Below are 26,356 nucleotides of genomic sequence, written 5' to 3' on the forward strand. Positions count from 1 at the left end.
CAGAACAGATGCAAGCAGCTGGCTATTACGTTGCGTTGTATTTACCTTACGAAGCGGCACCTTTTTATAATGAAGATATGGCTACTTGTACAGTGCCGTCTTCTTACATCTATGCGGCAGCATATGTATTTGCTGATACAGTTCAAGGACATCAAATTGAGTCTATACAGCAGACGGAAAATAAACATCAATTTCAATTTATATTGCCAGATGATACGTTAACAACTCATATTAAAACAGTGCAACAAGAAATTGTTAATGGTAATACGTATCAAGTAAATTATACGACACGACTAAAAGCTCCTATACAAGAGCATATTTCTACATTGTATTATCAATTACGATGTCACAATAATGGAAATTATGGAGTGCTACTAGATACAGATGAAATTAAAGTTGCCTCGGCATCACCTGAATTATTCTTTCAACAAGGTGATTTTCAAGGGCATTCGAATATGATTGTAAGTAAGCCAATGAAAGGAACGATTGCACGTGGTGTTACACCAGCAGCAGATGCAGCAAACTATGAGCGTTTACGAAACTCGGCAAAGGATCAAGCTGAAAATGTTATGATCGTTGATTTATTGCGTAATGATATCGCTCGAATTGCTCAAACAGATACGGTTAAAGTGTATAATTTATTTGCTATTGAAATGTATCATACAGTATATCAAATGACATCTATGGTTAGTGGCAAACTACGACCTGCGTTAACATTGAATAATATAATGGCGGCATTGTTTCCATGTGGCTCGATTACAGGTGCGCCGAAATTAAATACAATGAAATATATTAAGCAATTAGAACAAGTGCCTAGAAATATATACTGTGGCACTATAGGTTTATTGTTGCCAGAACAGCGTGCGATTTTTAATGTTCCAATTAGAACATTACAGTATATTGAAAATGAAGCGGTCTATGGTGTGGGTGCAGGTATTACCATTGATTCTGATCCACAAGCAGAAATACAAGAATTTAAAGATAAATCCAAAATATTGGGGAGATTGTAATGATATTATTTGAAACTATGCAATTAGGTGAAGGTCAAATAAAGCGTTTAGCCTATCACAAAGCACGTATTAAACAATCGAGTAAACAGTTTGCATACCCATTTAACGACAAGTTGTGGGATGACACGATTACATCAATCGAAAAGCAATATCCAACACAAATGAAACGCATTAAATTGACATTGGATGAAAGTGGGAAAATGGACTATCAAATATTCCCACTTACAACTAAAAATCACTTTACTGCAAAATTACAGTGTGTGTCTCAACATGTACCTAAAGCATATGTCATTAATAAAACATCACAACGCGAGCATTTACGACACAATCATGAAACGGACTTAATTTTATTATATAATGAAGAAGGTAAAATATTAGAATTTGATATTGGCAATATTGTTATAAAAGAAGATGATCAATGGTATACACCGTTTTATAATGATGACTTCTTGCGTGGGACAATGCGTCAATATTTACTAGAACAGGAAAAAGTGAAAGTTAAAGATTACGATATAGCGTCATTTAAATATAAAGTACAACATGATTTAATTGAAGTAATGTTAATAAATAGTTTACGCGAGGTTGCTGATGTTGAAATTTATCTATAGAATAGGTGAAGTATTGAAGCAACGCGTTTTATAAAGACGCATAGTTATTTTATTAGTTCTTGACGCGTAATTAAGAATACAATGAAAATATAAAGACGTGAATTAGTATAGACTGGAGTTAACAAATGTTAATAATATGGTTAGTACTTATTATAGTGACAACGCTGCTAGTTAAATGGTTACTCACTACAAAACATGAACAGTATACTTGGGGCCTTTCATTTAGTATTCTCGTATTACTTTGTATTTTAGAAATGGTGTTTGTCTATTTTTTTATAGGTACAGTTGTAGATAAAATAATCCAAGGTTTAGAAGTATTTTATAATTAGAAACAAATTATGAGGTGAAGTTATGAAGATTTATAGTCAAGGGGATCAAGCAATTGTCGTTTCTATTGAAAAAGAAGTATCTCAAGATTTAACGGAGGACTTGTTAGCATTAAAAGATTATTTTGTTGCCCACGATTATCCATTTATTACGGAAATTGTACCAACAGAATCCGACATTATGATTTGTTATGATGCACGAGATATGATTAAACATCATAATATTAATTCTCCATTTAAATATATGAAAGATTTAATAGAATCTATCCAATTAGAAATTCGACATGTACCTTCATCTGAAAATGTGACTGAAATCCCAGTTGTTTATGGTGGTGCATATGGTCCCGATTTAGATGCTTTATTAAACTTCTATGATATGGATTTATCTTCATTTATAAAGTTACATACACAAAATAACTATTTTGTGTCGATGATGGGTTATTCACCAGGCTTTCCGTATTTAACTGGAATGGACAAACGCTTATTCGTTAACCATACAGGAAAGGAAAAGACATTTATTCCTGCAGGTGCAGTAATCATTGAAGGTAAAAAAACAGGTATTAATACTACAGATACATATGGTGATTGGTTAGTTATTGGTTATACACCTATAAAATTATTTGATCCACAACAAGAAGATTTCACAAAACTTAAACTCGGTGATAATGTTCAGTTTAAAGCTTATCAACCACATGAGTTAGATTTAGGGGGCTTTAATCCATGTCAATCATAATTGAAAATGCAGGTTTGTTTTCAAGCTTTCAAGACTTTGGACGTCAAGGGTACGAGCATTTAGGTGTTATTAGAGGTGGAGCTTTAGACCCTCTATCTCATGAAATTGCTAATCGTCTTGTGGCAAATGATAAGAATGAAGCAACGCTTGAAATGACTAATAAAATGGCGAGCATTAGGTTCACGGAACCAACGTTAATAGCATTAAGCGGTGGCACGTTTAAAGCAGCAACAGCAAATTTAACTATTTTGCCGAACAAATTATACTTAATGGAAAAAGGTGATGTTTTAACTTTCATTGAAACTAACCGTACTTCAAGAGTGTATTTAGCAGTCGGTGGTGGTTTCGAATTGGACGATTGGTTAGGTTCTACTTCTACGGATTTTAAATCACACATTGGTGGCTTTGAAGGTAGACAATTACAAACAGGTGATGAAATTAATATGAAGCGTGAGTACACTGAACGCCATCACAAACTGTTTGAAAATTTAGAAGAAACGCATCAAACGAATTGGGGCATAGATGGTTACGCACTATCATTTAATTATATGTCAGATGTTTTTCACGTAATAAAAAATAAAGGTACAGATGATTTTGACACTATGGTGTTAGAACGTTTTACTACAGGTGAATATAAAGTTACGAGTAAAGCAAATCGAGTAGGAATGGTTGTAGAAGGACAATCTGTGAAAGCTTATTATGATGACATGCCTCCGCATCAATCTGTACAAAAAGGGACAATTCAAGTAAAACGTGATGGCACCCCAATCGTGCTGTTAAATGATCATTACACGTTAGGTAGTTATCCGCAAATTGGAACGATTGCTACGTATCACTTAACGAAGTTAGGGCAAAAACATCAAGGTGAAAAACTGAAGTTCCAATTTATCGATGTGGAAACAGCAGAAATGAATTTAGTAAAATATAGCAATTGGTTAAATCAACTGTTTCATGGTATTGAGTATAGAATGCAATTAGAAATGCTTAAATAGTAAATACGTAAGTTGTGGGCAGACTTTAATAAGTACTTGGCTTATTTGGACTTAAACACTACTTATTAAAATTAATGCGAGAATAATGAAAACACGAAGACATTGTTAGAATGTTGCTTCGTGTTTTTATTTGTTAATAAGACTATAGTCCGATTAATTAATAGTAAAACCTACGTATAATTAAATAGCGACTTCAATTTTTGCAATAAAAGCCGAATAAATAATGTTAAAACAAACGGAAACGTTATGCTTTCACTTGAAATTTTGCTGGAACTGCTTTATATTTATTAATTGAACTATATACGTTTTGTTACAAAAAGATTACAAAGCACTCTTGATTGTAAATTGTTTATATAAGCTACAAAGAAGATTTTAAATCTAATTTACAGTTGATGTTTAAACTATAAAATTTAAATATTGTGTTAAAATAGTTCACAATAAAATCATGATAATGACATTAATGACAAAATAAAAATGACATATGAGTTATGTTCTTAAATCGACTTTAGAAAATTAATTCAGAAAATATGACAAACTCATGAAGTAACTTCAGCCAAACGCACTATGCGTTGTCTGCGTTATATATTTAATGCAAACAATACATATATTAAATAAAAGTATTTTATTAACTTTTAGGGAATGGAAGATACGATGTCCATCCTATTAAAAAAATTAACGGGGGAAACAATCATGAGTATACACAAGAAAAAATTGACGCTATTTGCGTTTTTTATACTAACAGTGATTACGGTTACGTTAAAAACGTATTTTTCGTATTATGTTGATTTTTCTTTAGGTGTAAAAGGGTTAGTACAAAATTTAATCCTTTTAATGAATCCATACAGTTTAATAGCATTAGTATTGAGTTTATTTTTATTCTTTAAAGGTAAAAAAGCATTTTGGTTTATCTTTATTGGTGGCTTTTTACTTAGTTTCTTATTATATGCGAATGTTGTTTATTTCAGATTCTTTTCTGACTTTTTAACATTCAGTACATTAAATCAAGTAGGTAATGTAGATTCTATGGGTGGTGCCGTAACGGCTTCATTTAAATGGTACGATTTTATTTACTTTGTTGACACAATAATCTATTTGTTTGTTTTAATATTTAAACAAAAATGGTTAGATAAACGTGTGTTTAGTAAGAAATTTGTACCAGTCGTGATGGCAGCATCAATTGCATTATTCTTCTTGAACTTAGCGTTTGCTGAGTCTGATCGTCCGGAGTTATTAACTCGTACATTTGATCATAAATATTTAGTGAAATATTTAGGACCATATAACTTCACAGTCTACGATGGTGTAAAAACAATTCAAAATAAACAACAAAAAGCTTTAGCAAATGAAGATGATTTAACTAAAGTGTTGAATTACACTAAACAAAAACGCGTAGAACCTAATAAAGAATATTATGGTGCTGCGAAGAAAAAGAATGTTATTAAAATTCATTTAGAAAGTTTCCAGACTTTCCTAATAAATAAAAAAGTTAATGGTGAAGAAGTGACACCATTCTTAAATAAATTATCTACTGGTAATCAAGACTTTAGATATTATCCAAACTTCTTCCATCAAACAGGGCAAGGTAAAACATCGGATTCAGAATTTACGATGGATAACAGTTTGTATGGTTTACCACAAGGTTCTGCCTTTTCATTAAAAGGTGATAATACATTCCAATCGTTACCAGCGATTATGGATCAGAAACAAGGTTACACATCTAGTGTTATGCATGGTGACTACAAAACGTTCTGGAACCGAGATCAAATTTATAAACACTTTGGTATAGACAAGTTCTACGATGCGACTTATTATGATATGTCACAAGAGAACTTAGAAAATCTTGGATTAAAAGATAGAGAATTCTTTAAGGAATCAGCAAATTATTTAGCCAAAGAAAAACAACCATTCTATAGTCACTTGATCACATTAACAAATCATTATCCATTTACGTTAGCTCCAGAGGATCAAACGATAGAATCACCACAAACGGGTGACTCTACAGTAGATGGTTATGTACAAACAGCGCGTTATTTAGATGAGTCTTTAGAAGCCTTTATTACAGATCTTAAGAAAAAAGGTATATATGACGATTCAGTAATTATGATTTATGGTGACCATTACGGTATATCAGAAAACCATAACAAAGCTATGGAAAAATTATTAGGTGAAGAGATTACGCCGGCTAAATTCACAGACCTTAACCGTACAGGATTCTGGCTTAAAATACCAGGTAAAGAAGGTACTGTAGATGAAACATACGCTGGACAAGCGGATGTTATGCCGACAATGTTACATTTATTAGGTATTGATACGAAAAATTATCTAATGATGGGAACTGATTTATTATCTAAAGAACATAATGATACAGTGCCATTTAGAAATGGTGACTTTATCACAGAAGATTATAAATATGTAAATGGTAAAATTTACTCCAATAAAGATAATGAATTAATCACAGAGAAACCTAAAGACTTTGAAAAACGTAAACAACAAGCTGAAAAAGACTTAGAAATGAGTGACAGCGTGTTAAATGGTGATTTATTCAGATTCTATGATAATCCTGATTTTGATAAGATAAAACCATCTGAATATAGTTATGAACCAGGCCCTAAAGGGCAAGAAAAACATTAATCATGTAAAAAGCTAAGGCGATGAATATTCGCCTTAGCTTTTTTGTGAATATAGTAATTTTAATAAAAAAACTGAGTGTAGCAAGTAAGTGATTGCTACGCTCAGTTTTTTAGTGCCATTATTCAATTAATAGTTGTTCATCATAGCTATTAGTGGAAAGGATGATACGCTTATGACTTTCTAAATGTCGGTTATTACTATAGGGAAATTTAACCTAAAGCCACATCTAAAATCATCATAATGGTAAATCCTAACATAAGGCTAAGTGTGGCTAAATCTGTATTTTGGCCAGATTGAGAGTCGGGTATCAATTCTTCTACTACAACGAATATCATTGCACCAGCAGCAAACGCTAATGCATAAGGTAACATTGGTGTAATGATTAATACCGTAGCGGCTCCAATAGTGGCAAAAATAGGTTCTACAATAGCAGAAGCCTGACCATAATTGAAAGCTTTCCAACGTGAGGCACCAGCGGCACGTATAGGCATAGATAATGCTGCGCCTTCAGGGATATTTTGAATTCCGATACCGATGGCTAAACCTAGTGCACCTAAGAATGTTGCTTCACCATTTCCTGAGACAATACCACCAAAAGCAACCCCAATAGACAAACCTTCGGGAATATTATGCAATGTAATAGCCAATACAAGAAGGGTATTTTTGTTTAGTTTGTCTGTTTTAGGACCTTCTTGGTATTGCTGGGCATCTACTGCATTTTGGTGTATGTGCGGAATGATAATATCTAAAGCTCGAATAAAAAAACCGCCTAATAAAAAGCCTATTGCAACCGGTAACCATGATAAATTTGAATCCTCATTATAAGAGATAGCAGGTTGCAATAATGACCAAAAACTAGCTGCTATCATGATACCAGCAGCAAAACCTTGCATAGAATTCAGTATTTTCTCGTTAACGTTTTTGAACACGAAAACGGATGAAGCTCCTAAAGCTGTTAAGAGCCAGGTAATAATACCTGCAATAAGTGCTTGCAGATATGGAGGTAAATCTTGAAAAAATTCAACCATAAGCTAATCTCCTTTGTATCATTTGAACTCAAAAAGGTGTATAATATATGGAACTGAAAATAAGTTTAACAGAGATACTCAGAATTTTCGATATTTAAAGGATGTTGAGCATGGAAGCATATAAAATTGAACATTTACATAAATCGTATGCGGACAAAACTATTTTTGACGATTTACATTTATCTATTTCGGAAGGTGAAAAAATAGGTCTTGTTGGTATAAACGGTACAGGCAAAAGTACCTTACTTAAAGTCATTGCTAATTTAGATGAAGACTATGAGGCTGACATTAATCATCCTAATGCATATCGCATTCGTTATTCATCACAAAAGCAAGAATTTGATGATGATATGACTGTGTTTGAAGCAGTGTTGTCTTCGGAAACAGAAACATTAAAAACAATCCGAACGTATGAAAATGCAATTGCACAATATACTGAACAACAAACAGAAGCTAATTTTCAAATGATGATGCGTGCGCAAGAGGCAATGGATACGCAAGGCGCTTGGGATTATAGTGCAGAAATTAAAACAATTCTATCTAAGTTGGGTATTGTCGAGACGTCGAAAAATGTTAGCGAATTATCTGGTGGTCAGCAAAAACGTGTTGGCTTGGCTAAAACTTTAATTGAGCAACCAGATTTATTATTATTAGATGAACCAACTAACCATCTAGATTTTGAATCTATCAATTGGTTAATTAATTTTGTGAAACAGTATCCACACACTGTCTTATTCGTAACTCATGATCGTTACTTTTTAAACGAAGTATCAACACGTATCATCGAACTGAACCAAGGCAAGTTAACTACGTATCCAGGTAACTATGAAAGTTACATTACAATGCGAGCAGAAAATGAAGTAATCGCTCAAAAACAACAACAAAAGCAACAGGCTTTGTATAAACAAGAACTTGCTTGGATGAGAGCAGGTGTGAAAGCACGTACAACGAAACAACAAGCGCGTATCAACCGTTTTAATTCGTTGGAACAAGATGTGCAAAATCAACAACAGCAAGATAAAGGATCGCTAAACTTAGCTTATTCTCGCTTAGGTAAGCAAGTATTTGAATTAGACGAAGTGACAAAACAAATTAATAATAAAGTACTATTCGACAGTATTACTGAAGTTATTCAAAATGGTCAACAAATAGGTGTTGTAGGGCCGAATGGTGCAGGTAAAACAACGCTATTAAATATTTTAAGTGGTGAAGATGATAACTTTACTGGTGAGTTAAAAATAGGTCAAACTGTTAAAGTGGCATACTTTAAACAAACAGATGAACGCTTAGACAGAGATATACGTATGATTGATTATTTGAGAGAAGAAAGTGAGACTGCCAAAGAAAAAGATGGCACAACAGTTTCAGTAACACAATTATTGGAGCGGTTTTTATTTCCTAGTGCAACACACGGTAAAAAGTTATTCAAATTATCTGGGGGAGAACAAAAGCGACTTTATTTATTGAAATTGTTAGTACATCAACCTAATATTTTATTACTAGATGAACCTACCAATGATTTAGATACTGAAACATTAACTATTTTAGAAGATTACATCGATTCATTTGGTGGAACAGTTATTACGGTAAGCCATGATCGCTACTTTTTAAACAAAGTTGCCCAAGAATATTGGTATATTCACGATGGTAAATTAGAACGTATTATAGGCTCTTTTGAAGATTATGAAGCAGTGAAACGAGAACAAGACAAAGCACAAGCAGCAACAGAAAAAGCCAATAATAAAACTCAGCAACAGAATGTAAAAAAGAAGAAAAAAGGGCTATCTTATAAAGAAAAACAAGAATTTGAAACAATACTAGCTAGAATTGATCAAACTGAGGACAGATTGACAACGATTGAGCAAGAAATGATAGAGGCAAGTTCTGATTATGCCAAAATCAAAGAATTAAATGAAGAGCAACAACAACTAGAAAATCAATATGAGAATGATATTGCACGATGGAGTGAACTAGAAGAATTAAATGAACAATGAGGGATTTTAAAACATGGAAACAACTTTATCACATTATTTTGGTTATGAGACTTTCCGTCCTGGCCAAAAGGAAATCATTAGTAAAATCATAGATCATCGCAATGTGTTGGGCGTTTTACCTACAGGTGGAGGTAAATCAATTTGTTATCAAGTTCCAGGTTTGATGCTTGATGGGACAACAATTGTTATTAGTCCACTCATTTCTTTAATGAAAGACCAAGTAGATCAACTGAATGCTGCTGGGATTAATGCAGCTTATTTAAATAGTAGTATGACTCAAAAACAACAAAAAGCTGTAGAACAAGAGCTATTACGTGGTGAAGTACAATTTCTATATGTAGCACCTGAGCGTTTTGATAATGGGTATTTCGTCAACTTATTACAACAATTGACTATCCCTTTAGTTGCTTTTGATGAAGCACACTGTATTTCAAAATGGGGACACGATTTTAGACCAAGTTACCAAGAAGTTATTCATAAAGTCTTTGCGTTACCTCAAGATTTTGCGATTGTAGCTTTGACTGCTACTGCAACTACAGAAGTGCAAAAAGATATTATGCAACGTTTGAATATTAATAAAAATGATGAGATTAAAACAAGCACTAAACGTCGTAATTTGGTGTTTAAAGTTAATCCAACGTATCAACGGCAAAAATTTGTCCTAGATTATGTTAAAGAACACTCAGATGTTGCAGGGATCATTTATTGTTCGACACGTAAACAAGTGGAAGAGCTTCATGAAGCTTTTCAAGATCAAAATATTCAAAGTACGATTTATCATGCGGGTCTATCAAATAAAGAAAGAGAACAAGCACAAAATGACTTTGTATATGATCGTGTTCGTGTAGTCGTAGCTACAAATGCCTTTGGTATGGGAATTGATAAATCGAACGTGCGATATGTAATTCATTACAATATGCCAGGAGATCTAGAATCCTATTATCAAGAAGCAGGACGTGCAGGTCGTGATGGATTAAATAGTGATTGTATTCTCCTCTTCAGTGAACGAGATATTGGCTTACATCAATATTTTATTTCAGTGTCTAAAGCAGACGATGATTATAAAGATAAAATGGGTGAAAAGCTGACAAAAATGATTCAATACACAAAAACTAAAAAATGTTTAGAGGCCACACTCGTACATTATTTTGAACCTAATGAAAAACTAGAAGAATGTCAGCAATGTAGTAATTGTGTACATGAAAATAAAACTTACGATATGACAGATGAAGCTAAAATGATAATTAGTTGTATTGCCAGAATGAAACAACAAGAAAGTTACAGCGTGATTATTCAAGTATTAAGGGGCGAGACATCGGACTATATTAAATATTGTGATTATGATCAGTTATCAACTCATGGATTAATGAAAGATTATACAACATCAGACTTAAGTCATTTAATTGATGAACTTCGTTTTAAAGGCTATTTAAATGAGCATGATGAAATATTAACGTGCGATGCATCAGTGAAAAAATTATTAAATGCGAATGCAGCAGTCTTTACAACACCATTTAAACGTAAGTCTAAAGAGAAAGTTAGTATTAACACGGTAGAAGGTGTTGATAAAGCTTTATTTGATGAATTAAAATCAGTGCGACAACAACTAAGTGAACAATTAGAAATAGCGCCTGTAAGTATTTTTTCAGATTATACATTGGAAGAATTTGCCAAACGTAAACCTGAATCAAAACAAGATATGATTGCTATTGACGGTGTCGGAAGTTATAAATTAAAACATTATTGTCCTAAGTTTTTAGAAACAATTCAATCTTATAAAGCACAAATTTAGTGCATATATACCGTTAGTTGAAGTACTAAAGGTACAAACAGAAGTTTACAGCAAAACAAGCAGTACATGATCGTCTGCCCATGTGGTTTTGTGATGTAAACTTCTTTTTTTGAAAGAAACTAATAACTTTGACTTGTGTAAATAATTATATTTAAGATGTAAATGAATAGGGAATAGAGCAAACAATGAGGTATAACTACTATATTTCGAAATGAAAATGAAGGTGACAGTTATGATAGAATTTAAAAACGTAACAAAGCGTTATGGTGAGAAAACAGCAGTTGATGATGTGTCGTTTAACATTGAACAAGGGGAGTTCTTTGTGTTGATCGGCCCTTCAGGTTGTGGGAAGACTACCACTTTGAAAATGATTAATAGATTAATATCATTGACGAATGGTTATATATATTTTAATTGTAAACCAATTAGTGATTATCCAATATATGAAATGCGTTGGGATATTGGCTATGTATTACAACAGATCGCTTTATTCCCGCATATGACCATAAAAGAAAATATTGCTCAAGTGCCACAAATGAAAAAATGGTCAGAACAAGACATAGAACAGCGTGTGGATACATTACTTGATATGGTTGGTTTAACGCCAGAGCAATTTAAATACCGAAAGCCTGATGAGTTATCAGGTGGGCAAAGGCAACGTGTAGGTGTTATTAGAGCATTAGCAGCAGATCCACCCGTTATCTTAATGGATGAACCATTTAGTGCATTGGATCCTATTAGTCGTGAAAAACTGCAAGATGATTTAATCGAATTACAACGTAAAATTAAGAAAACAATCGTCTTTGTGACGCATGACATTCAAGAGGCAATCAAATTAGGGGATCGTATTTGTTTATTAAATGATGGACGGGTCGAGCAAATTGATACACCTGAAAACTTTATGAAACATCCTAAAAATGATTTTGTGAAACAATTTTTAGGTCAACATATACAGACATCACCTACAATAGCATCTATATTACCTTATTTAAGTGAAGCGGAAGTGTCATCAGTTACAAACACTCCAACGTTAAAGAGTACGGCTAAAATAGAAGAAGCGTTTCAGTTATTAGCACAATATGACATGATAACCATTATTGAGACAGAGTCTAAGAAGAATTACCAATTGCATCGTAAAGATATGTTTACTTACTTAAATAAGCAAAATAAAGGGGGAGTGTTACAATGAATGCTTTAATTGAGACACTCTCGGAACGTAAAGGCGAACTATTGACGACAATTGTCGAACATATACAGTTATCCTTTATTGCTTTGTTGATAGCAGCTTTAATAGGGGTACCATTAGGTATACTATTAACTAAAACGACTAAATTTGCAGAAGTGGTAATGAATATCGCAGCGATTTTACAAACGATACCGTCTTTAGCGTTGTTAGGATTAATGATCCCATTATTTGGTATCGGCAAAGTACCTGCTGTAATTGCGCTTGTTGTATATGCATTGTTACCTATTTTAAGAAATACATATACAGGGATAAATGAAGTAGATTCATCTCTCGTTGAAGCAGCAAAAGGGATTGGTATGAAACCGGGTAGAAGGTTAGCAAAGGTTGAATTGCCAATAGCAATGCCCGTGATTATGGCTGGTATTCGTACTGCTATGGTTTTAATTATCGGCACAGCGACCCTTGCCGCACTAATCGGCGCAGGTGGACTGGGTGATTTGATTTTACTAGGTATCGACCGCAATAATTCAGCATTGATTCTTATTGGTGCTATTCCAGCTGCATTATTAGCCATAATTTTTGATATTGTACTACGGTTTATGCAACATTTATCTTATAAAAAATTAGTGATGTCATTAGCTATTATCTCTGTTATTTTAATACTAGTAATTATTGCACCGTTACTTGCTAATAAGGGTGATAAGGTAACAATAGCAGGTAAATTAGGCTCAGAGCCATCTATAATTACAAATATGTACAAAATTTTAATTGAAGATAATACGGATGATACTGTCGAAATTAAAGATGGTATGGGCAAAACATCATTTTTATTTAATGCTTTAAAATCTGATGATATTGATGGATATTTAGAATTTACAGGTACAGTATTAGGTGAACTGACGAAAGAAGATTTACAATCTAAAGAAGAAAGTAAAGTTTATCAACAAGCAAAAACGAGTTTAGAGGACAAGTTTGATATGACGATGTTAAAGCCAATGTCATATAATAATACTTATGCGTTAGCAGTAAAACGTGATTTTGCTGAAAAGCATAACTTAAAATCAATTGCTGATCTTCAAAAAGTAGAAGACCAATTAAAACCTGGTTTTACGTTGGAATTTAATGACCGAAAAGATGGTTATCCAGCTGTTAAAAAAGCTTATGGTTTAAATTTAAATAATATTAAAACAATGGAACCTAAGTTAAGATATCAAGCCGTTGAAAACAATGATATTAATTTAATTGATGCGTATTCAACTGATGCTGAATTAAAACAATATGATATGGTTGTTTTAAAAGATACGAAAAAAGTATTCCCACCATATCAAGGTGCGCCAATGTTTAAAGAATCTTATTTGAAAGACCACCCAGAAATCAAAGACCCATTAAATAAACTAGCTGGTAAAATTACAGACGAAGAAATGCAAGAGATGAACTATCAAGTTACCGTTAAAAAGCAAGATCCTTATGAAGTGGCTAAAAACTATTTAGAAAAACATAACTTGGTTGACTAAAATTACAAGATTCAAATATTTTGCTGAGATTAGCTATATAAATTCTACTAGCAATGTTGCATGTAGAACGCTAGTCTCAGCATTTTTTAATTAATGAGAGTAGATTGCTTTTCAACAGATTAAAGCGTTATAATAGTGGATAAGTTTTGAAATTTTTGTAGTTAATATGAAGGAGGACCGATGCAACGATGAAAAAGCAAATCGAACAATTATCAGCGTATCAACCAGGTTTATCACCACGTGCATTGAAGGAAGAATATGGTATTGAAGGAGAATTGTATAAATTAGCATCTAATGAAAATTTATATGGTCCATCACCCAAAGCCAAAGAAGCAATTCAAGCCAATGTGGACGAATTATGTTATTATCCAGAAACTGGTTCTCCATTACTTAAAGAAGAAATCAGCAAAGCATTAGACGTAGCACCATCACGAATTTTATTTGGAGCAGGTTTGGATGAAGTTATTTTAATGATTTCACGAGCAGTATTAACACCAGGTGATAAAATTGTGACGAGTGAGATGACTTTTGGCCAATATTATCATAATGCTATTGTAGAATCGGCAAATGTAGTACAAGTACCATTACAAAATGGACACTTTGATTTAGACGGTATATTAGCACAAATTGATAATGAGACAAAATTAGTGTGGCTTTGTAATCCAAATAACCCTACAGGTACATACTTTACACATGAGGAATTAACACACTTTTTACAAAATGTACCAAGTCACGTTCCAGTTATTTTAGATGAAGCTTACGTTGAATTTGTTACGGCCAATGACTTTCCAGATGCCTTAGCGTTACAAAAAGAATTTGCTAATGCCTTTATTTTACGTACATTTTCTAAAGCATATGGACTCGCAGGTTTACGTGTAGGCTATGTTATTGCTTCAGAGGAAGCGATAGAACAATGGAATATTATTCGACCACCATTTAATGTAGGACGTTTATCAGAATATGCAGCTTTAGCAGCTTTTAAAGATCAAGCATATTTACAATCTATTCAAGAACGTAATGCAAATGAACGTGAGAAATTTTTTGAGCTACCACAAAGTAAACATTTTTATCCAAGTCAAACTAATTTTATCTTTGTTAAGACCGATAAACCGCATCAATTATATGAAGCGTTACTAAATGTAGGATGTATTACTCGTGAGTTTCCAAATGGTGTGAGAATTACTATTGGTTTCCCAGAACAAAATGAAAAAATGCGTGAAGTATTGCAACAGTTTGAGTTTTAAGAGAGTCTTAAGTATAGTTAAGGTAGTATAAAAGTTTGGTATTTTGAGTTAAATGAACGAAAAGGGAGAAGAAGAATAAGATGACGAGACAATCAATCGCTATTGATATGGATGAAGTGTTAGCAGACACTGTAGGAGCACTAATTAAACGTGTCAATGAACGTACAGATTTAGGTATCAGCTATGATATGTTAGACGGTAAAAAATTACGTCATGCTATGCCAGAACACGATGGTTTATTGACAGAAATTTTACGCGAACCAGGATTTTTTGGTCAGCTAGAGGTTATGGCTCAAGCACAAGAAGTAGTGAAGAAGCTAACTGCATATTATGATGTTTATATTGCAACAGCTGCGATGGACGTACCGACATCTTTCCATGATAAGTACGAATGGTTGCGAGAGTACTTTCCATTTTTAGATCCACAACATTTTGTGTTTTGTGGTAGAAAAAATATTGTGAATGCAGATTATTTAATTGATGATAATCCACGTCAACTTAGTATTTTCACTGGAGAACCAATAATGTACACTGCATCGCACAATATTAATGATGATAGATTTACTAGAGTAAATAACTGGCAAGATGTAGCAGATTATTTCCTTGGAAATAAATAAAAAGTAAGGACAGTGTAACTCGTAAAAGTTGCACTGTCCTTTTATGTTGTTAGTTGGCATCTGTATTAACTGTAGGTGAAGTTAATGTCAGTATACGTACTGCACTTGGGATAATTTCTATTTGTAGTGGTGTTGTTAAAGCAATCTCACCATCAATATCTACTTGATGTGTATCGTCAGTACTGATAGTAATTTGTTTTGCTGGGATATGTTGGATACCCTGAGAAATATTATTCCAGTTCATACTATCGCGTTGTTTAAAAACATCAGTAAAGACGCTGAATTTTTGGTTATCAAAAATAAAAACATTTAAATAGCCATCATTAGGCGATAGATCCGTCATAGGTATTCGATTGCCTCCGATAAAGGGGCCATTTGCTACGAGAATCATTGAAGATTCATCTTCAAGCTTTTTGCCATCTACATTAAGCGTATAGTTGACATATTCAGGATTCACTAATGTTTTGACTGTAGACCCTACATAACTCAATTTACCGAAGACATCTTTGTTGCCTTGTTGCACATTTAAAGCATTTTGAACTATTAAACCGAGACCTGCAAAATTTAAAGCATAACGATCGTTCACTTTCATCACATCATATGGTTGTGGAGTTGCATTTTGAAGTTGTTGACTCGCTATTTTATACCGTGGATCCAAGTTAAGCGTTTTGGTGAAATCATTAAACGTACCTCCTGGGATAATGGCAAGTGGCACATCTAAATTATGTTGTAAAACTCCATTGATGAGCTCATTGACTGTTCCATCTCCGCCTAAAATAAATAATATATCGACATCTGTACTATAGTCTCCAGTTTTTATTTGTGCGCAATATTTAATAATATCACCTTCATGCTCACTTAGCTGAATTGATAGATGTTTACAAAGAGGTGTTAGTGATTTAACGACTTCACCTAAGCCTTCATGGATAGCTTTAAGACCGGAACCTTTGTGGTAAAATAGAACACCGTGATTATATTGAGTTGTCATGCATGAGCCTCCCTAGAAATCATAGTTATCGTTACTATTGTACAGTACATTGTGAATAACACAAAAATAAAACACTGCAAAGTATAGATACTTGCAGTGTTTTAATATATTACAATAATTTTATCAGTTATAAGAGCGTTATCTAATACCTCTCATCGCTTTTACAATTTTAGGCACAAAGGCTAAAACAATAAGGCTGATGATAATGGAAATAGCTCCTAAGAATAAAAAGTAATTTTTATAACCAAGTGGTTCAATTAACTTAACTAATGTTCCGTTTATGGCTTGAGCAGTAGCATTAGTTAATAACCATAAACTCATCATTTGTGAATTGAATGCTTTTGGTGCTAATTTCACAGCAGCACTATTACCTGTAGGTGATAGACATAGTTCACCAATAACACAAATGATATAAGATAAAATAATCCAGTTAACACTAAATGTAGCGCCGGCAGTATAACTTACTAAGGCAATCATTATGTAAGAAAGACCAGCTAATATAGCGCCTAATACAAATTTTGTTGCCAAACTAGGTTGATTTCTAGCCATTTTTCTCCAAATTAATGAAATCACAGGTGCTAGTAACACGATAAACAATGGATTAATTGATTGGAAAATGGCTGGTCCGAATCCAGTTTGCCAGCCAAAGATATTTAAAGTCATATCACTTTGTTTTAATGCGAAAATATTTAAAACATTCGCACCTTGTTCTTGAATAGACCAGAAAAGCACACCTAAAATGAACAATGGTATAAATGCTTTGACACGAGAACGTTCGTCATCTGTAACGTCTTTACTACGAATCATAATTGTGAAGTAACAAATTGGTAACACAATACCAAGAACTAACACTGCTGTACTAATAATGTTAAATGATAGTGTTCCTGTAAGTCCTGTGATAAGTAAGACTAGTGCAATAATAAGTCCAATTGCAACAAACAAGATTGTATATTTTTTCTTCTCACTCGCTGATAAAGGATTAGTAGCTTTAACACCAATATCACCTAAATTTTTACGGTTGAACAATACATACCATACTAAAGCTAAAGCCATACCAAATGCGGCGATTAAAAAGCCTGTGTGGAAATTCCCGCTATCAACAAATTGGTTTAAGATTAATGGTGAAATAAGTGCACCCATGTTGACAGACATATAAAAAATAACGAACCCAGCATCAATACGTTTATCATTTACTGGATAAAGTCGTCCAACAATGTTAGAAATATTAGGTTTCATTAAACCAGAACCAACTATGATGAAGAACATAGATGTAAATAGACCAGTCATGCCGATCGGTAAACTTAAACAGACATGCCCGATAATAATAAAGACAGCACCATATAAGTTAGCAGCACGTGTCCCAGTAATACGGTCTGCAACCCAGCCACCTAGAACGGATGTCATATAGATTAATGAGCCGTATACGGCCATGATTGATTGAGCAGTACCTTCATCAATGCCTAAACCGCCATCTTTGATTGAAAAGTACATATAAAATAGTAATAACGCACGCATGCCGTAATAGCTGAATCTCTCCCAAAATTCAACGAAAAATAATACACCAAGACCACGTGGATGTCCAAAGAACCCGTGTTGAGGAACATTCGGAACGTCTTGATTTTGGGTGTTATCGTAAGCCAAGTAACATCCCTTCCTTTCTCCCTAAAAAAATGTATAAAAGAAATTTTACGCTTAAACAAAATTAATTTCAACAATATTCTAAAAATAAAAATATTCAAAATATTCAGTTTTTTAATGCGTATAATTAATATATGTTTTTATTTAATTTTAAACAATATGTGATTACGCCTAAGTAAAAACGAAACAATATAGTTACTAGAATGTATGAGTGAATATCATAATAATGGCAGTGGCAATCTGTGGGGAAAATCACTAGTCGGAGACTAAATAGGTTAAGGGAGTGCCCGCGGAAAACTTGCATAAAAAAACTGCCAACAAAGTCAGAGACTTTGTTGGCAGTAAGAACTGACTAACATAAATTAGTCAGTTGTATTAATTAGTGACTAGTAGACACCTTTCATACCACGTTTTACAATTGGCGAAATGAATAATAATAAAATACCAATCACAATCGCAACGATGCCTGAGTACATGAAGTAATCACTTTGATTTATTTTTGTATAAACTACAACGAGTTGTGCATTTAAACCTTGCGCCGTAGCATTACTTAACATCCATAAGCTCATCATACGAGCAGTAAATGTTAATGGTGCAAGTTTAGTAGATGTTGATAAACCTACTGGAGAAATACATAATTCACCGATGGTAATAAGTAAGAAACTTAATACTAACCACAATGGATTAACTAACTCCACACCACTTTGTAGCGGAATAATCATAACAATATAAGATAGACCGGCGATGATTGTACCATAAGCAAACTTATTTACTGTTGGTGGATTGTGTTTACCAAGCTTAACCCATAATGTTGCAAAGACAGGTGCAAGTAAGACGATGAAAATTGGATTTAATGATTGTGCCCATGAAGCTGGGATTGAAAAATCAATTAACCCACCTGTTAATTCAGACATTTCTAATTGTGTTTTTTTATCTGCGAAAGAGGCTAGGATAGTAGATCCTTGCTCTTGAATCATCCAGAATGCTACAGATGCTATGTATAATGGAACATAACTCCATACACGAGATTTTTCGTCTTTCGTTACTTGTTTACTCACTAACATATTCACAACAATATATATTGGTAATACAATGCCTAGGAACGTAATAAGTACACTGAAATTACCTAGTGTTAATGCGTTGTTTAAATGTAAAATAAATAGATAGAGACCAAATAAAATTAATACTATAACAGTGATAAGTGCTACACGTTTAATTTCTGGTTTAGTAAGTGGATTAGGTACGTTTAATCCCGCTAAACCTAAATTCTTTTTACGTTTAACTGCGTACAAAATTAACCCACAAAGCATACCAATAGCAGCAATTAAAAAGCCACCGTGGAAGCCAAAGCGTGTTTGGACGTAACCAGTAAGTAATGGTGAAATCAGAGCCCCTAAATTGATTCCCATATAAAATAATGTAAATGCTGCGTCTCTTCTAACATCATTGCGGTCATATAACTCTCCGACCGTTGTTGAAATATTAGGTTTTAATAATCCTGTTCCAGCGATGATAAAGAGTAATGCAATCATTACAAGTGTGAGATTATTCGGAAGCGATAGTAATATATGTCCAATCATGATGAGGAACCCACCATAGAAAACTGCATGTTGAGTGCCGGTAATACGGTCAGCAATCCAACCTCCAATAATACCAGACATATAAATTAAAGTTCCATAAAGTGCAACAATTTGTAATGCAACAGCTTCATCTAAACCAAAGCCGCCATCAGCAACACTATAGTATAAGTAATAAACTAATATTGCTTTCATACCATAGTAACTGAATCTCTCCCAAAACTCAGTAAAGAATAAAGTGCTTAGTCCTTTAGGATGACCGAAGAAGCCAGTCCGCGGTGTGCTTTCCATAATTTCTTCGTGACTATAATTATTTTTTTTCATAATTTCCCTCCCCATAAATGGTTGAATTTATTCTATACTTTTAATAACGAAAAGACAAGAAAAATTTAAAGCGATAACATTTTATAATGAAGGAATTGTAAATTATAAAAAAAGTTGGGATAGAAATATCTCTGTGGGAAAAGCATTAGCCGAAGACTACAGGCTGAGTCAGTGCCCACGGAAAGCACGCACAGTTAAAAATAAAGAGGACTAATCCAAATTAAGGATTAGTCCTCTTATTTTGAGAATGGGATTCATGTCCCAGTCGCTTTCGGGTTAGTTTAACGATTATCTATTTTTTCTGGATAAAGGTCATGATTCATTAGGCGATGTTCTGCCATTGTTGCATATTTAGTATCAGGTCGACCGTAGTTCGTATATGGGTCGATGGAAATACCTCCACGTGGAGTGAATTTGCCCCATACTTCAATATAATGTGGGTCCATTAAATCAATTAAATCATTCATTATAATATTCATACAATCCTCATGGAAATCTCCATGATTTCTAAAGCTAAATAAATATAATTTTAGAGATTTTGATTCTACCATTTTAATGTTAGGTATATAAGAAATATAGATCGTCGCAAAATCAGGCTGTCCTGTAATAGGGCAAAGTGACGTGAATTCCGGACAATTAAATTTAACAAAATAGTCACGTCCAGGGTGTTTATTGTCAAATGATTCTAATACGTCTGGTCTGTAATCAAAGTCATACTTATTATTTTGGTTACCTAATAAGGTAATATCTTGTAATTCATCAGATTTGCGTCCTTCAGTCATAAAAATGTCTCCTTTGTATAACATTTATTTCGTCGTTTGTGATTGATTTTCTTGCGTTGCTTCTATTGGTTGTCGTCTTGCTTTTTCAAACATATAATAACTTGCTGCAATAATTATGACATAACCTAGAGTAGCGTACATATCAGGTGATTCTCCGAATAATACGAAGCCGAAAAAGGCAGTAAAGATGATTGATGCATATGTGAAAATAGATATATCTTTGGCAGGGGCATAACTATAAGCTAGTGTTATACCAATTTGACCAACTGCAGCAGCTAAACCTGCACCGATAAGGTACAATACTTGTAACCAAGACATAGGCTCATAGGTAAACAGTGTGAAAGGTATTAAGGCAACAACAGAGAAGAGTGAAAAATAAAATACAATCGTATAGGGTGCTTCTCTACTACTTAATGCACGTACACACGTGTAAGCACTGGCTGCAAATATGCCAGAGAATAAACCACCTAGTGCAGGGATCATTGCAGAAGAAAATTCAGGTTTTACTACAAATAACATACCAACAATTGCCACAATCATAGCAATGACTTGATATCTTCGTACTTTTTCGTGTAAGAATATTAAACTAAGTAATATCGTCCAAAAAGGGTTTAACTTCATTAATGTATCTGCATCACTTAACAGCATATGATCGATGGCATAAATATTAAGCAAGACACCGATTAGTCCTAAAATAGAACGGGTAATTAATAAAGGTTGACTGCTTAATTTGCCAAAAAGTGGTTGTTTGTATTTATAAATAAAAAATAACGGAATAAATAATGATACTAAGTTTCGAGCAAGAGATTTTTGAAAGACTGGTAAATCTCCAGCTAAACGAAAGAAGACTGACATAAAACTGAAGCCTATAGCGGAAATTAATATCGCTATAATACCTTTTACTTTGGGATTCAATTATATCGCCTCATTTGCAAAATTTTAACGTATTCATATTAGCACAATTTTAATGATAATGTACATAAGTAGTTGCGTTTAATCAAAGAATGTATTATCCTGTAATCGAACACATGTTCTTGTTTTTGTGGGTAAATCTGAAAATAAATTATGTTGTGATTTAATCTGCGTGAAATTCATTAATTTTATTATTGAGCGACGAGGTATGAGAAAAAGCACAGTATTAAGAGATTAACATTGTTTCGAAAAAGGCAATTAAAAAGCCTTAAAATTTAATAAAAAAATCTTTTCTCAGAAAAAAGGCAATTTAAACTTGGAATGGTGCCATTTGTTAGTAGTTCGGTGAAATTTTACAAAAGCATTGCCCTTTAAAAGTGACAATTTATTATGTATAATTAAACACATAATATAGTATTAAGAATTACAGACAAACACAATATGTTGTGTTTTTGGTTTGTATATCGCATATATAAAAGCACCACAATTAAGTAATTTAACACCCAGACATATGGTGAAAACATGACAAATTAAGCATTATTACTATTTAAATGTTGATTTACATACAGTGCGATAGCTACTAACAAACACTATATGTTGTGCTTACCTATGGATAGAAGCAAGCGAACATTTATAATTGAATTACAGCTTAGCAATGATTTTAGAAAGTAGGTGGTCCAATGAAGGTCGTGTATTTTTCATTTTCAGGTAATGTGAGACGCTTTATCAAAAAAGCAGAACTTGAAAATACAATGGAATTAACACAGTTAAATTGTTCTGAACGCATAAACGAACCGTATATATTGGTCACTGGGACGATTGGTTTTGGGGAAGTGCCTCAACCAGTACAATCATTTTTAGACACAAATAGTGATTTATTAAAAGCAGTTGCTGCAAGTGGCAACCGCAACTGGGGACAAAATTTTGCGAAAGCAGGCCGTTCTATTGCAGAACGTTTCCAGGTACCGCTTTTGATGAAGTTTGAAGTACAAGGTACATCTAATGATGTGACCGAATTTAAAGATAAGGTGGGGCAATTCTATGAAGACTATGGACGAGAAGAAATACAATCACATTGAATTAAATAATGAAGTTACAAAACGTAAAGATAATGGTTTTTTCAATTTAGAAAAGGATCAAGAGGCTTTAGCCGTTTATTTAGAAGAAATTCACGACAAAACAATATATTTTGATACAGAGCTTGAACGTTTACATTATCTTGTAGATAATGATTTTTATTTTGACGTCTTTGCAAAATATTCAGAAGCAGATTTAATCGAAATTACTGAATTTGCTAAAAGTATCAATTTTACTTTTGCAAGTTACATGTCAGCAAGTAAGTTCTATAAGGATTATGCCTTGAAGACCAATGACAAATCACAGTATTTAGAAGATTATAATCAGCACGTAGCAATTGTGGCTTTATATTTAGCTAATGGTCATAAAGCTACAGCAAAACAATTTATTTCAGCGATGATTGAACAACGCTATCAACCAGCGACTCCAACTTTCTTAAATGCTGGTCGTGCGCGTCGTGGTGAGTTAGTATCATGTTTCTTATTAGAAGTAGACGATAGTTTGAATTCAATTAATTTCATTGATTCCACAGCTAAACAATTAAGTAAAATTGGTGGTGGTGTGGCTATCAACTTATCTAAACTACGTGCACGTGGTGAAGCAATCAAAGGTATTAAAGGTGTAGCTAAAGGTGTCTTACCAGTTGCTAAATCATTAGAAGGTGGATTTGGTTACGCAGACCAACTTGGACAACGTCCAGGCGCAGGTGCTGTATATTTAAATATTTTCCACTATGATGTTGAAGAATTCTTGGATACGAAAAAAGTTAACGCTGATGAAGACTTACGTTTATCAACAATTTCAACTGGTTTAATCGTACCTTCTAAGTTCTTTGACTTGGCTAAAGAAGGTAAAGACTTTTATATGTTTGCACCACACACAATTTACAATGAATACGGTGTGACATTAGATGACATTAACTTAGATGAATATTACGACGATTTAGTAGCGAACCCTAATGTCGATAAAAAGAAAAAAGATGCGCGTGAAATGTTAAATATGATTGCACAAACACAATTACAATCTGGTTATCCGTATTTAATGTTTAAAGATAATGCTAATAAAGTACATGCTAACTCTGATATTGGTCAAATCAAAATGAGTAACCTATGTACTGAAATTTTCCAATTACAAGAAACATCTATTATTAATGATTACGGTACAGAAGATGACATCAAACGTGACATCTCTTGTAATTTAGGTTCCTTAAATATTGTGAACGTAATGGAATCAGGTAAATTTAAAGATTCAGTGCATACAGGTATGGATGCTTTAACTGTAGTTAGTGATGAAGCGGATATTCAAAACGCACCAGGCGTTAAAAAAGCAAATAGTGAGCTACATTCAGTTGGCTTAGGTGTTATGAACCTACACGGCTATTTAGCTAAAAACAAAATTGGTTATGAATCTGAAGAAGCTAAAGATTTTGCAAATATATTCTTTATGATGATGAATTATTATTCTATTGAACGCTCAATGGAAATTGCTAAAGAACGTGGGGAAACTTATAAAGACTTTGAACAGTCAGATTATGCAAATGGTAAATATTTTGAGTTTTATACTTCTCAAACATTTGAGCCACAATACGAAAAAGTTCGTAAGTTATTTGCAGATTTAACTATTCCAACAGCAGAAGACTGGAAAGCTTTACAACAACAAGTTGAAACACACGGTCTATTCCATGCTTATCGTCTTGCGATTGCACCAACACAAAGCATTTCATACGTTCAAAATGCAACTAGCTCAGTAATGCCAATTGTTGATCAAATCGAACGTCGTACGTACGGCAATGCTGAAACGTTTTATCCAATGCCTTTCTTATCACCAGAAACTATGTGGTATTACAAATCAGCATTTAATACAGACCAAATGAAATTGATTGATTTAATTTCTACAATTCAAACTCACGTTGACCAAGGTATTTCGACAATTCTTTATGTTAACTCAGAGATCTCTACACGTGAGTTATCTAGATTATATGTATATGCACATCATAAAGGATTAAAATCACTATATTATACACGTAATAAGTTATTAAGTGTCGAAGAATGTACGAGCTGTGCAATTTAATCGTTAAACGATAAGTCTGTGTGATATAGCAGAGGTTGGTCTAGTACTGACCTCTGCATCTCATTGCATAAATTAAAAATATACACTGGATTGGAGCATCAAATACATGAAAGCAGTCAATTGGAATACACAAGAAGATATTACGAACATGTTTTGGCGACAAAATATTTCACAAATGTGGGTAGAAACGGAATTTAAAGTATCAAAAGATATAGCGAGTTGGAAAACTTTATCAGAAGCAGAAAAAGAAGCCTTTAAGAAAGCTTTAGCTGGTTTAACTGGGCTAGATACACATCAAGCGGATGATGGTATGCCTTTGATTATGTTACATACGACTGATTTACGTAAAAAAGCAGTGTATTCATTTATGGGCATGATGGAGCAAATTCATGCTAAAAGTTATTCACACATCTTTACAACATTGCTACCATCTAGTGAAACAAACTATTTACTAGACCAATGGGTGATTGAAGAACCCCATTTAAAATTTAAATCTGAAAAAATTGTGAGTACTTATCATAAATTATGGGGTAAAGAAGCTTCTATCTATGATCAATATATGGCACGTGTAGCTAGTGTGTTTTTAGAAACATTTCTATTTTATTCTGGTTTCTATTTCCCGCTTTATTTAGCAGGACAAGGTAGAATGACAACTTCTGGAGAAATCATTCGTAAAATTTTATTAGATGAATCTATTCATGGTGTGTTCACTGGTATGGATGCGCAAAGTTTACGTAATGAGTTGTCAGAAAGTGAAAAGCAACAAGCAGATTTAGAAATGTATAAATTGTTAGATGAATTATATAAAAATGAAGTAGCTTATACGCATTCTTTATATGATGAAGTCGGTATCAGTGAAGATGTTTTAAACTATGTCAGATATAACGGCAATAAAGCATTGTCTAACTTAGGATTTGAACCATATTTTGAAGAACGTGAGTTCAATCCAATCATTGAAAATGCACTAGATACATCAACGAAAAATCATGACTTTTTCTCTGTAAAAGGTGATGGCTATACATTGGCACTTAACGTTGAAGCGCTACGAGATGAAGATTTTATTTTTGAAGATTAATAGATCTAATTAATTAAACTATTTGAGCGTTCATTTATGTTAAAGACGCCAAACTTATACTAAAAATATAAAGAGGTTGGGACAATATTGAGTTGCCCCAACCTCTTTTCATATTGGTAGTAGCTGACTGCATTGAAAATGCACTTCAAACCAAGCTTTTTTCAACGCTAGTCATCCTTGCCGTGGTGGGACAACGAAATCATTTTTTCAAAATCAGATTTCTGTCCCACTCCATGTT

General features: G+C 33.4%; 21 protein-coding genes. 15 read left to right on the forward strand and 6 right to left on the reverse strand.

All coding sequences use genetic code 11. The features are described 5' to 3' along the window. The 6 genes from CD036_RS04325 to ltaS all read left to right on the forward strand — a co-directional run. Positions 1-1,010, forward strand: a 1,010-nt coding sequence (locus CD036_RS04325; protein ID WP_258027388.1) for a chorismate-binding protein, incomplete at its 5' end; no start/stop codon positions are given. Further along, positions 1,010-1,618: an aminotransferase class IV gene (locus CD036_RS04330; RefSeq protein ID WP_103388054.1), complete on the forward strand. Its 609-nt coding sequence runs from the start codon at positions 1,010-1,012 to the stop codon at positions 1,616-1,618. The genes CD036_RS04325 and CD036_RS04330, both read left to right, overlap by 1 nt. Before the next feature lie 125 nt (positions 1,619-1,743). Beyond that, entirely contained in the window at positions 1,744-1,947 is a 204-nt protein-coding gene (locus CD036_RS04335) for a hypothetical protein (RefSeq protein WP_002508901.1), read from the forward strand. A gap of 22 nt (positions 1,948-1,969) precedes the next feature. Beyond that, positions 1,970-2,677, forward strand: a complete 708-nt coding sequence (locus CD036_RS04340) for a 5-oxoprolinase subunit B family protein (protein ID WP_002508900.1) — start codon at positions 1,970-1,972, stop codon at positions 2,675-2,677. Further along, positions 2,665-3,669, forward strand: a complete 1,005-nt coding sequence (locus CD036_RS04345; RefSeq protein WP_002508899.1) for a 5-oxoprolinase subunit C family protein — start codon at positions 2,665-2,667, stop codon at positions 3,667-3,669. The genes CD036_RS04340 and CD036_RS04345 overlap by 13 nt, the downstream gene beginning before the upstream one ends. A gap of 690 nt (positions 3,670-4,359) precedes the next feature. Then, complete coding sequence (gene ltaS, locus CD036_RS04350; RefSeq protein ID WP_103388055.1) at positions 4,360-6,300, forward strand: polyglycerol-phosphate lipoteichoic acid synthase LtaS; 1,941 nt, start codon at positions 4,360-4,362, stop codon at positions 6,298-6,300. A 209-nt stretch (positions 6,301-6,509) separates the two neighbouring features. On the opposite strand, the gene CD036_RS04355 is transcribed toward ltaS, so the two are convergent. Then, entirely contained in the window at positions 6,510-7,328 is an 819-nt protein-coding gene (locus tag CD036_RS04355) for a ZIP family metal transporter (protein WP_103388056.1), read from the reverse strand. Between the two features lie 104 nt (positions 7,329-7,432). Between CD036_RS04355 and CD036_RS04360 the strand changes: the two genes are divergently transcribed. The 6 genes from CD036_RS04360 (at position 7,433) to CD036_RS04385 (ending at position 15,675) form a co-directional block, all read left to right on the forward strand. After that, positions 7,433-9,322: an ABC-F family ATP-binding cassette domain-containing protein gene (locus tag CD036_RS04360; protein WP_172606426.1), complete on the forward strand. Its 1,890-nt coding sequence runs from the start codon at positions 7,433-7,435 to the stop codon at positions 9,320-9,322. 13 nt (positions 9,323-9,335) lie between these two features. Next, positions 9,336-11,114, forward strand: coding sequence for a DNA helicase RecQ (gene recQ / locus CD036_RS04365; RefSeq protein ID WP_103388058.1), 1,779 nt, complete (start codon positions 9,336-9,338; stop codon positions 11,112-11,114). Between the two features lie 232 nt (positions 11,115-11,346). Further along, positions 11,347-12,303 carry an ABC transporter ATP-binding protein gene (locus tag CD036_RS04370; RefSeq protein WP_103388059.1) on the forward strand — a complete coding sequence of 319 codons (957 nt, stop codon included), beginning with the start codon at positions 11,347-11,349 and terminating at the stop codon, positions 12,301-12,303. Continuing rightward, positions 12,300-13,814: an ABC transporter permease/substrate-binding protein gene (locus tag CD036_RS04375; RefSeq protein WP_103388060.1), complete on the forward strand. Its 1,515-nt coding sequence runs from the start codon at positions 12,300-12,302 to the stop codon at positions 13,812-13,814. The genes CD036_RS04370 and CD036_RS04375 overlap by 4 nt, the downstream gene beginning before the upstream one ends. A gap of 188 nt (positions 13,815-14,002) precedes the next feature. Next, positions 14,003-15,058, forward strand: coding sequence for a histidinol-phosphate transaminase (hisC, locus tag CD036_RS04380; protein ID WP_002508892.1), 1,056 nt, complete (start codon positions 14,003-14,005; stop codon positions 15,056-15,058). 80 nt (positions 15,059-15,138) lie between these two features. Beyond that, a complete protein-coding gene (locus CD036_RS04385) occupies positions 15,139-15,675 on the forward strand; it encodes a 5' nucleotidase, NT5C type (RefSeq protein WP_002508891.1) in 537 nt (178 codons plus the stop codon). Between the two features lie 49 nt (positions 15,676-15,724). Here CD036_RS04385 and CD036_RS04390 read toward each other — a convergent pair whose 3' ends face one another. The 5 genes from CD036_RS04390 to CD036_RS04410 form a co-directional block, all read right to left on the reverse strand. After that, complete coding sequence (locus CD036_RS04390) at positions 15,725-16,663, reverse strand: diacylglycerol/lipid kinase family protein (RefSeq protein ID WP_002508890.1); 939 nt, start codon at positions 16,661-16,663, stop codon at positions 15,725-15,727. Between the two features lie 138 nt (positions 16,664-16,801). Further along, positions 16,802-18,304 carry a peptide MFS transporter gene (locus CD036_RS04395; protein ID WP_103388061.1) on the reverse strand — a complete coding sequence of 501 codons (1,503 nt, stop codon included), beginning with the start codon at positions 18,302-18,304 and terminating at the stop codon, positions 16,802-16,804. Between the two features lie 383 nt (positions 18,305-18,687). Continuing rightward, a complete protein-coding gene (locus CD036_RS04400; protein WP_103388062.1) occupies positions 18,688-20,202 on the reverse strand; it encodes a peptide MFS transporter in 1,515 nt (504 codons plus the stop codon). A 281-nt stretch (positions 20,203-20,483) separates the two neighbouring features. Continuing rightward, complete coding sequence (gene queF / locus CD036_RS04405; RefSeq protein WP_002508887.1) at positions 20,484-20,984, reverse strand: preQ(1) synthase; 501 nt, start codon at positions 20,982-20,984, stop codon at positions 20,484-20,486. Positions 20,985-21,008: 24 nt separating this feature from the next. After that, a complete protein-coding gene (locus tag CD036_RS04410; protein ID WP_021459142.1) occupies positions 21,009-21,899 on the reverse strand; it encodes a DMT family transporter in 891 nt (296 codons plus the stop codon). Positions 21,900-22,576: 677 nt separating this feature from the next. On the opposite strand from CD036_RS04410, the gene nrdI reads away from it, so the two are divergent. The 3 genes from nrdI (at position 22,577) to nrdF (ending at position 26,118) form a co-directional block, all read left to right on the forward strand. After that, entirely contained in the window at positions 22,577-22,975 is a 399-nt protein-coding gene (nrdI, locus tag CD036_RS04415) for a class Ib ribonucleoside-diphosphate reductase assembly flavoprotein NrdI (protein WP_002508885.1), read from the forward strand. Continuing rightward, positions 22,938-25,043, forward strand: coding sequence for a class 1b ribonucleoside-diphosphate reductase subunit alpha (nrdE, locus tag CD036_RS04420; RefSeq protein WP_002508884.1), 2,106 nt, complete (start codon positions 22,938-22,940; stop codon positions 25,041-25,043). The genes nrdI and nrdE overlap by 38 nt, the downstream gene beginning before the upstream one ends. Positions 25,044-25,149: 106 nt before the next feature. Continuing rightward, positions 25,150-26,118 (forward strand): class 1b ribonucleoside-diphosphate reductase subunit beta, encoded by a 969-nt coding sequence (gene nrdF, locus CD036_RS04425; RefSeq protein WP_103388063.1) that lies wholly within the window; start codon positions 25,150-25,152, stop codon positions 26,116-26,118. Positions 26,119-26,356: the final 238 nt, after the last annotated feature.

Origin of the sequence: Staphylococcus arlettae (assembly GCF_002902345.1) — a bacterium.
Lineage (GTDB): Bacteria > Bacillota > Bacilli > Staphylococcales > Staphylococcaceae > Staphylococcus > Staphylococcus arlettae.

What these genes read in the sequence shown, in the direction of transcription:
- CD036_RS04330 (WP_103388054.1), top strand. Translation starts at nt 1,010, where the DNA reads ATGATATTATTTGAAACTATGCAATTAGGTGAAGGTCAAATAAAGCGT.
- CD036_RS04335 (WP_002508901.1), top strand. Translation starts at nt 1,744, where the DNA reads ATGTTAATAATATGGTTAGTACTTATTATAGTGACAACGCTGCTAGTT.
- CD036_RS04340 (WP_002508900.1), top strand. Translation starts at nt 1,970, where the DNA reads ATGAAGATTTATAGTCAAGGGGATCAAGCAATTGTCGTTTCTATTGAA.
- CD036_RS04345 (WP_002508899.1), top strand. Translation starts at nt 2,665, where the DNA reads ATGTCAATCATAATTGAAAATGCAGGTTTGTTTTCAAGCTTTCAAGAC.
- ltaS (WP_103388055.1), top strand. Translation starts at nt 4,360, where the DNA reads ATGAGTATACACAAGAAAAAATTGACGCTATTTGCGTTTTTTATACTA.
- CD036_RS04355 (WP_103388056.1), bottom strand. Translation starts at nt 7,328, where the DNA reads ATGGTTGAATTTTTTCAAGATTTACCTCCATATCTGCAAGCACTTATT.
- recQ (WP_103388058.1), top strand. Translation starts at nt 9,336, where the DNA reads ATGGAAACAACTTTATCACATTATTTTGGTTATGAGACTTTCCGTCCT.
- CD036_RS04370 (WP_103388059.1), top strand. Translation starts at nt 11,347, where the DNA reads ATGATAGAATTTAAAAACGTAACAAAGCGTTATGGTGAGAAAACAGCA.
- CD036_RS04375 (WP_103388060.1), top strand. Translation starts at nt 12,300, where the DNA reads ATGAATGCTTTAATTGAGACACTCTCGGAACGTAAAGGCGAACTATTG.
- hisC (WP_002508892.1), top strand. Translation starts at nt 14,003, where the DNA reads ATGAAAAAGCAAATCGAACAATTATCAGCGTATCAACCAGGTTTATCA.
- CD036_RS04385 (WP_002508891.1), top strand. Translation starts at nt 15,139, where the DNA reads ATGACGAGACAATCAATCGCTATTGATATGGATGAAGTGTTAGCAGAC.
- CD036_RS04390 (WP_002508890.1), bottom strand. Translation starts at nt 16,663, where the DNA reads ATGACAACTCAATATAATCACGGTGTTCTATTTTACCACAAAGGTTCC.
- CD036_RS04400 (WP_103388062.1), bottom strand. Translation starts at nt 20,202, where the DNA reads ATGAAAAAAAATAATTATAGTCACGAAGAAATTATGGAAAGCACACCG.
- queF (WP_002508887.1), bottom strand. Translation starts at nt 20,984, where the DNA reads ATGACTGAAGGACGCAAATCTGATGAATTACAAGATATTACCTTATTA.
- nrdI (WP_002508885.1), top strand. Translation starts at nt 22,577, where the DNA reads ATGAAGGTCGTGTATTTTTCATTTTCAGGTAATGTGAGACGCTTTATC.
- nrdE (WP_002508884.1), top strand. Translation starts at nt 22,938, where the DNA reads ATGAAGACTATGGACGAGAAGAAATACAATCACATTGAATTAAATAAT.
- nrdF (WP_103388063.1), top strand. Translation starts at nt 25,150, where the DNA reads ATGAAAGCAGTCAATTGGAATACACAAGAAGATATTACGAACATGTTT.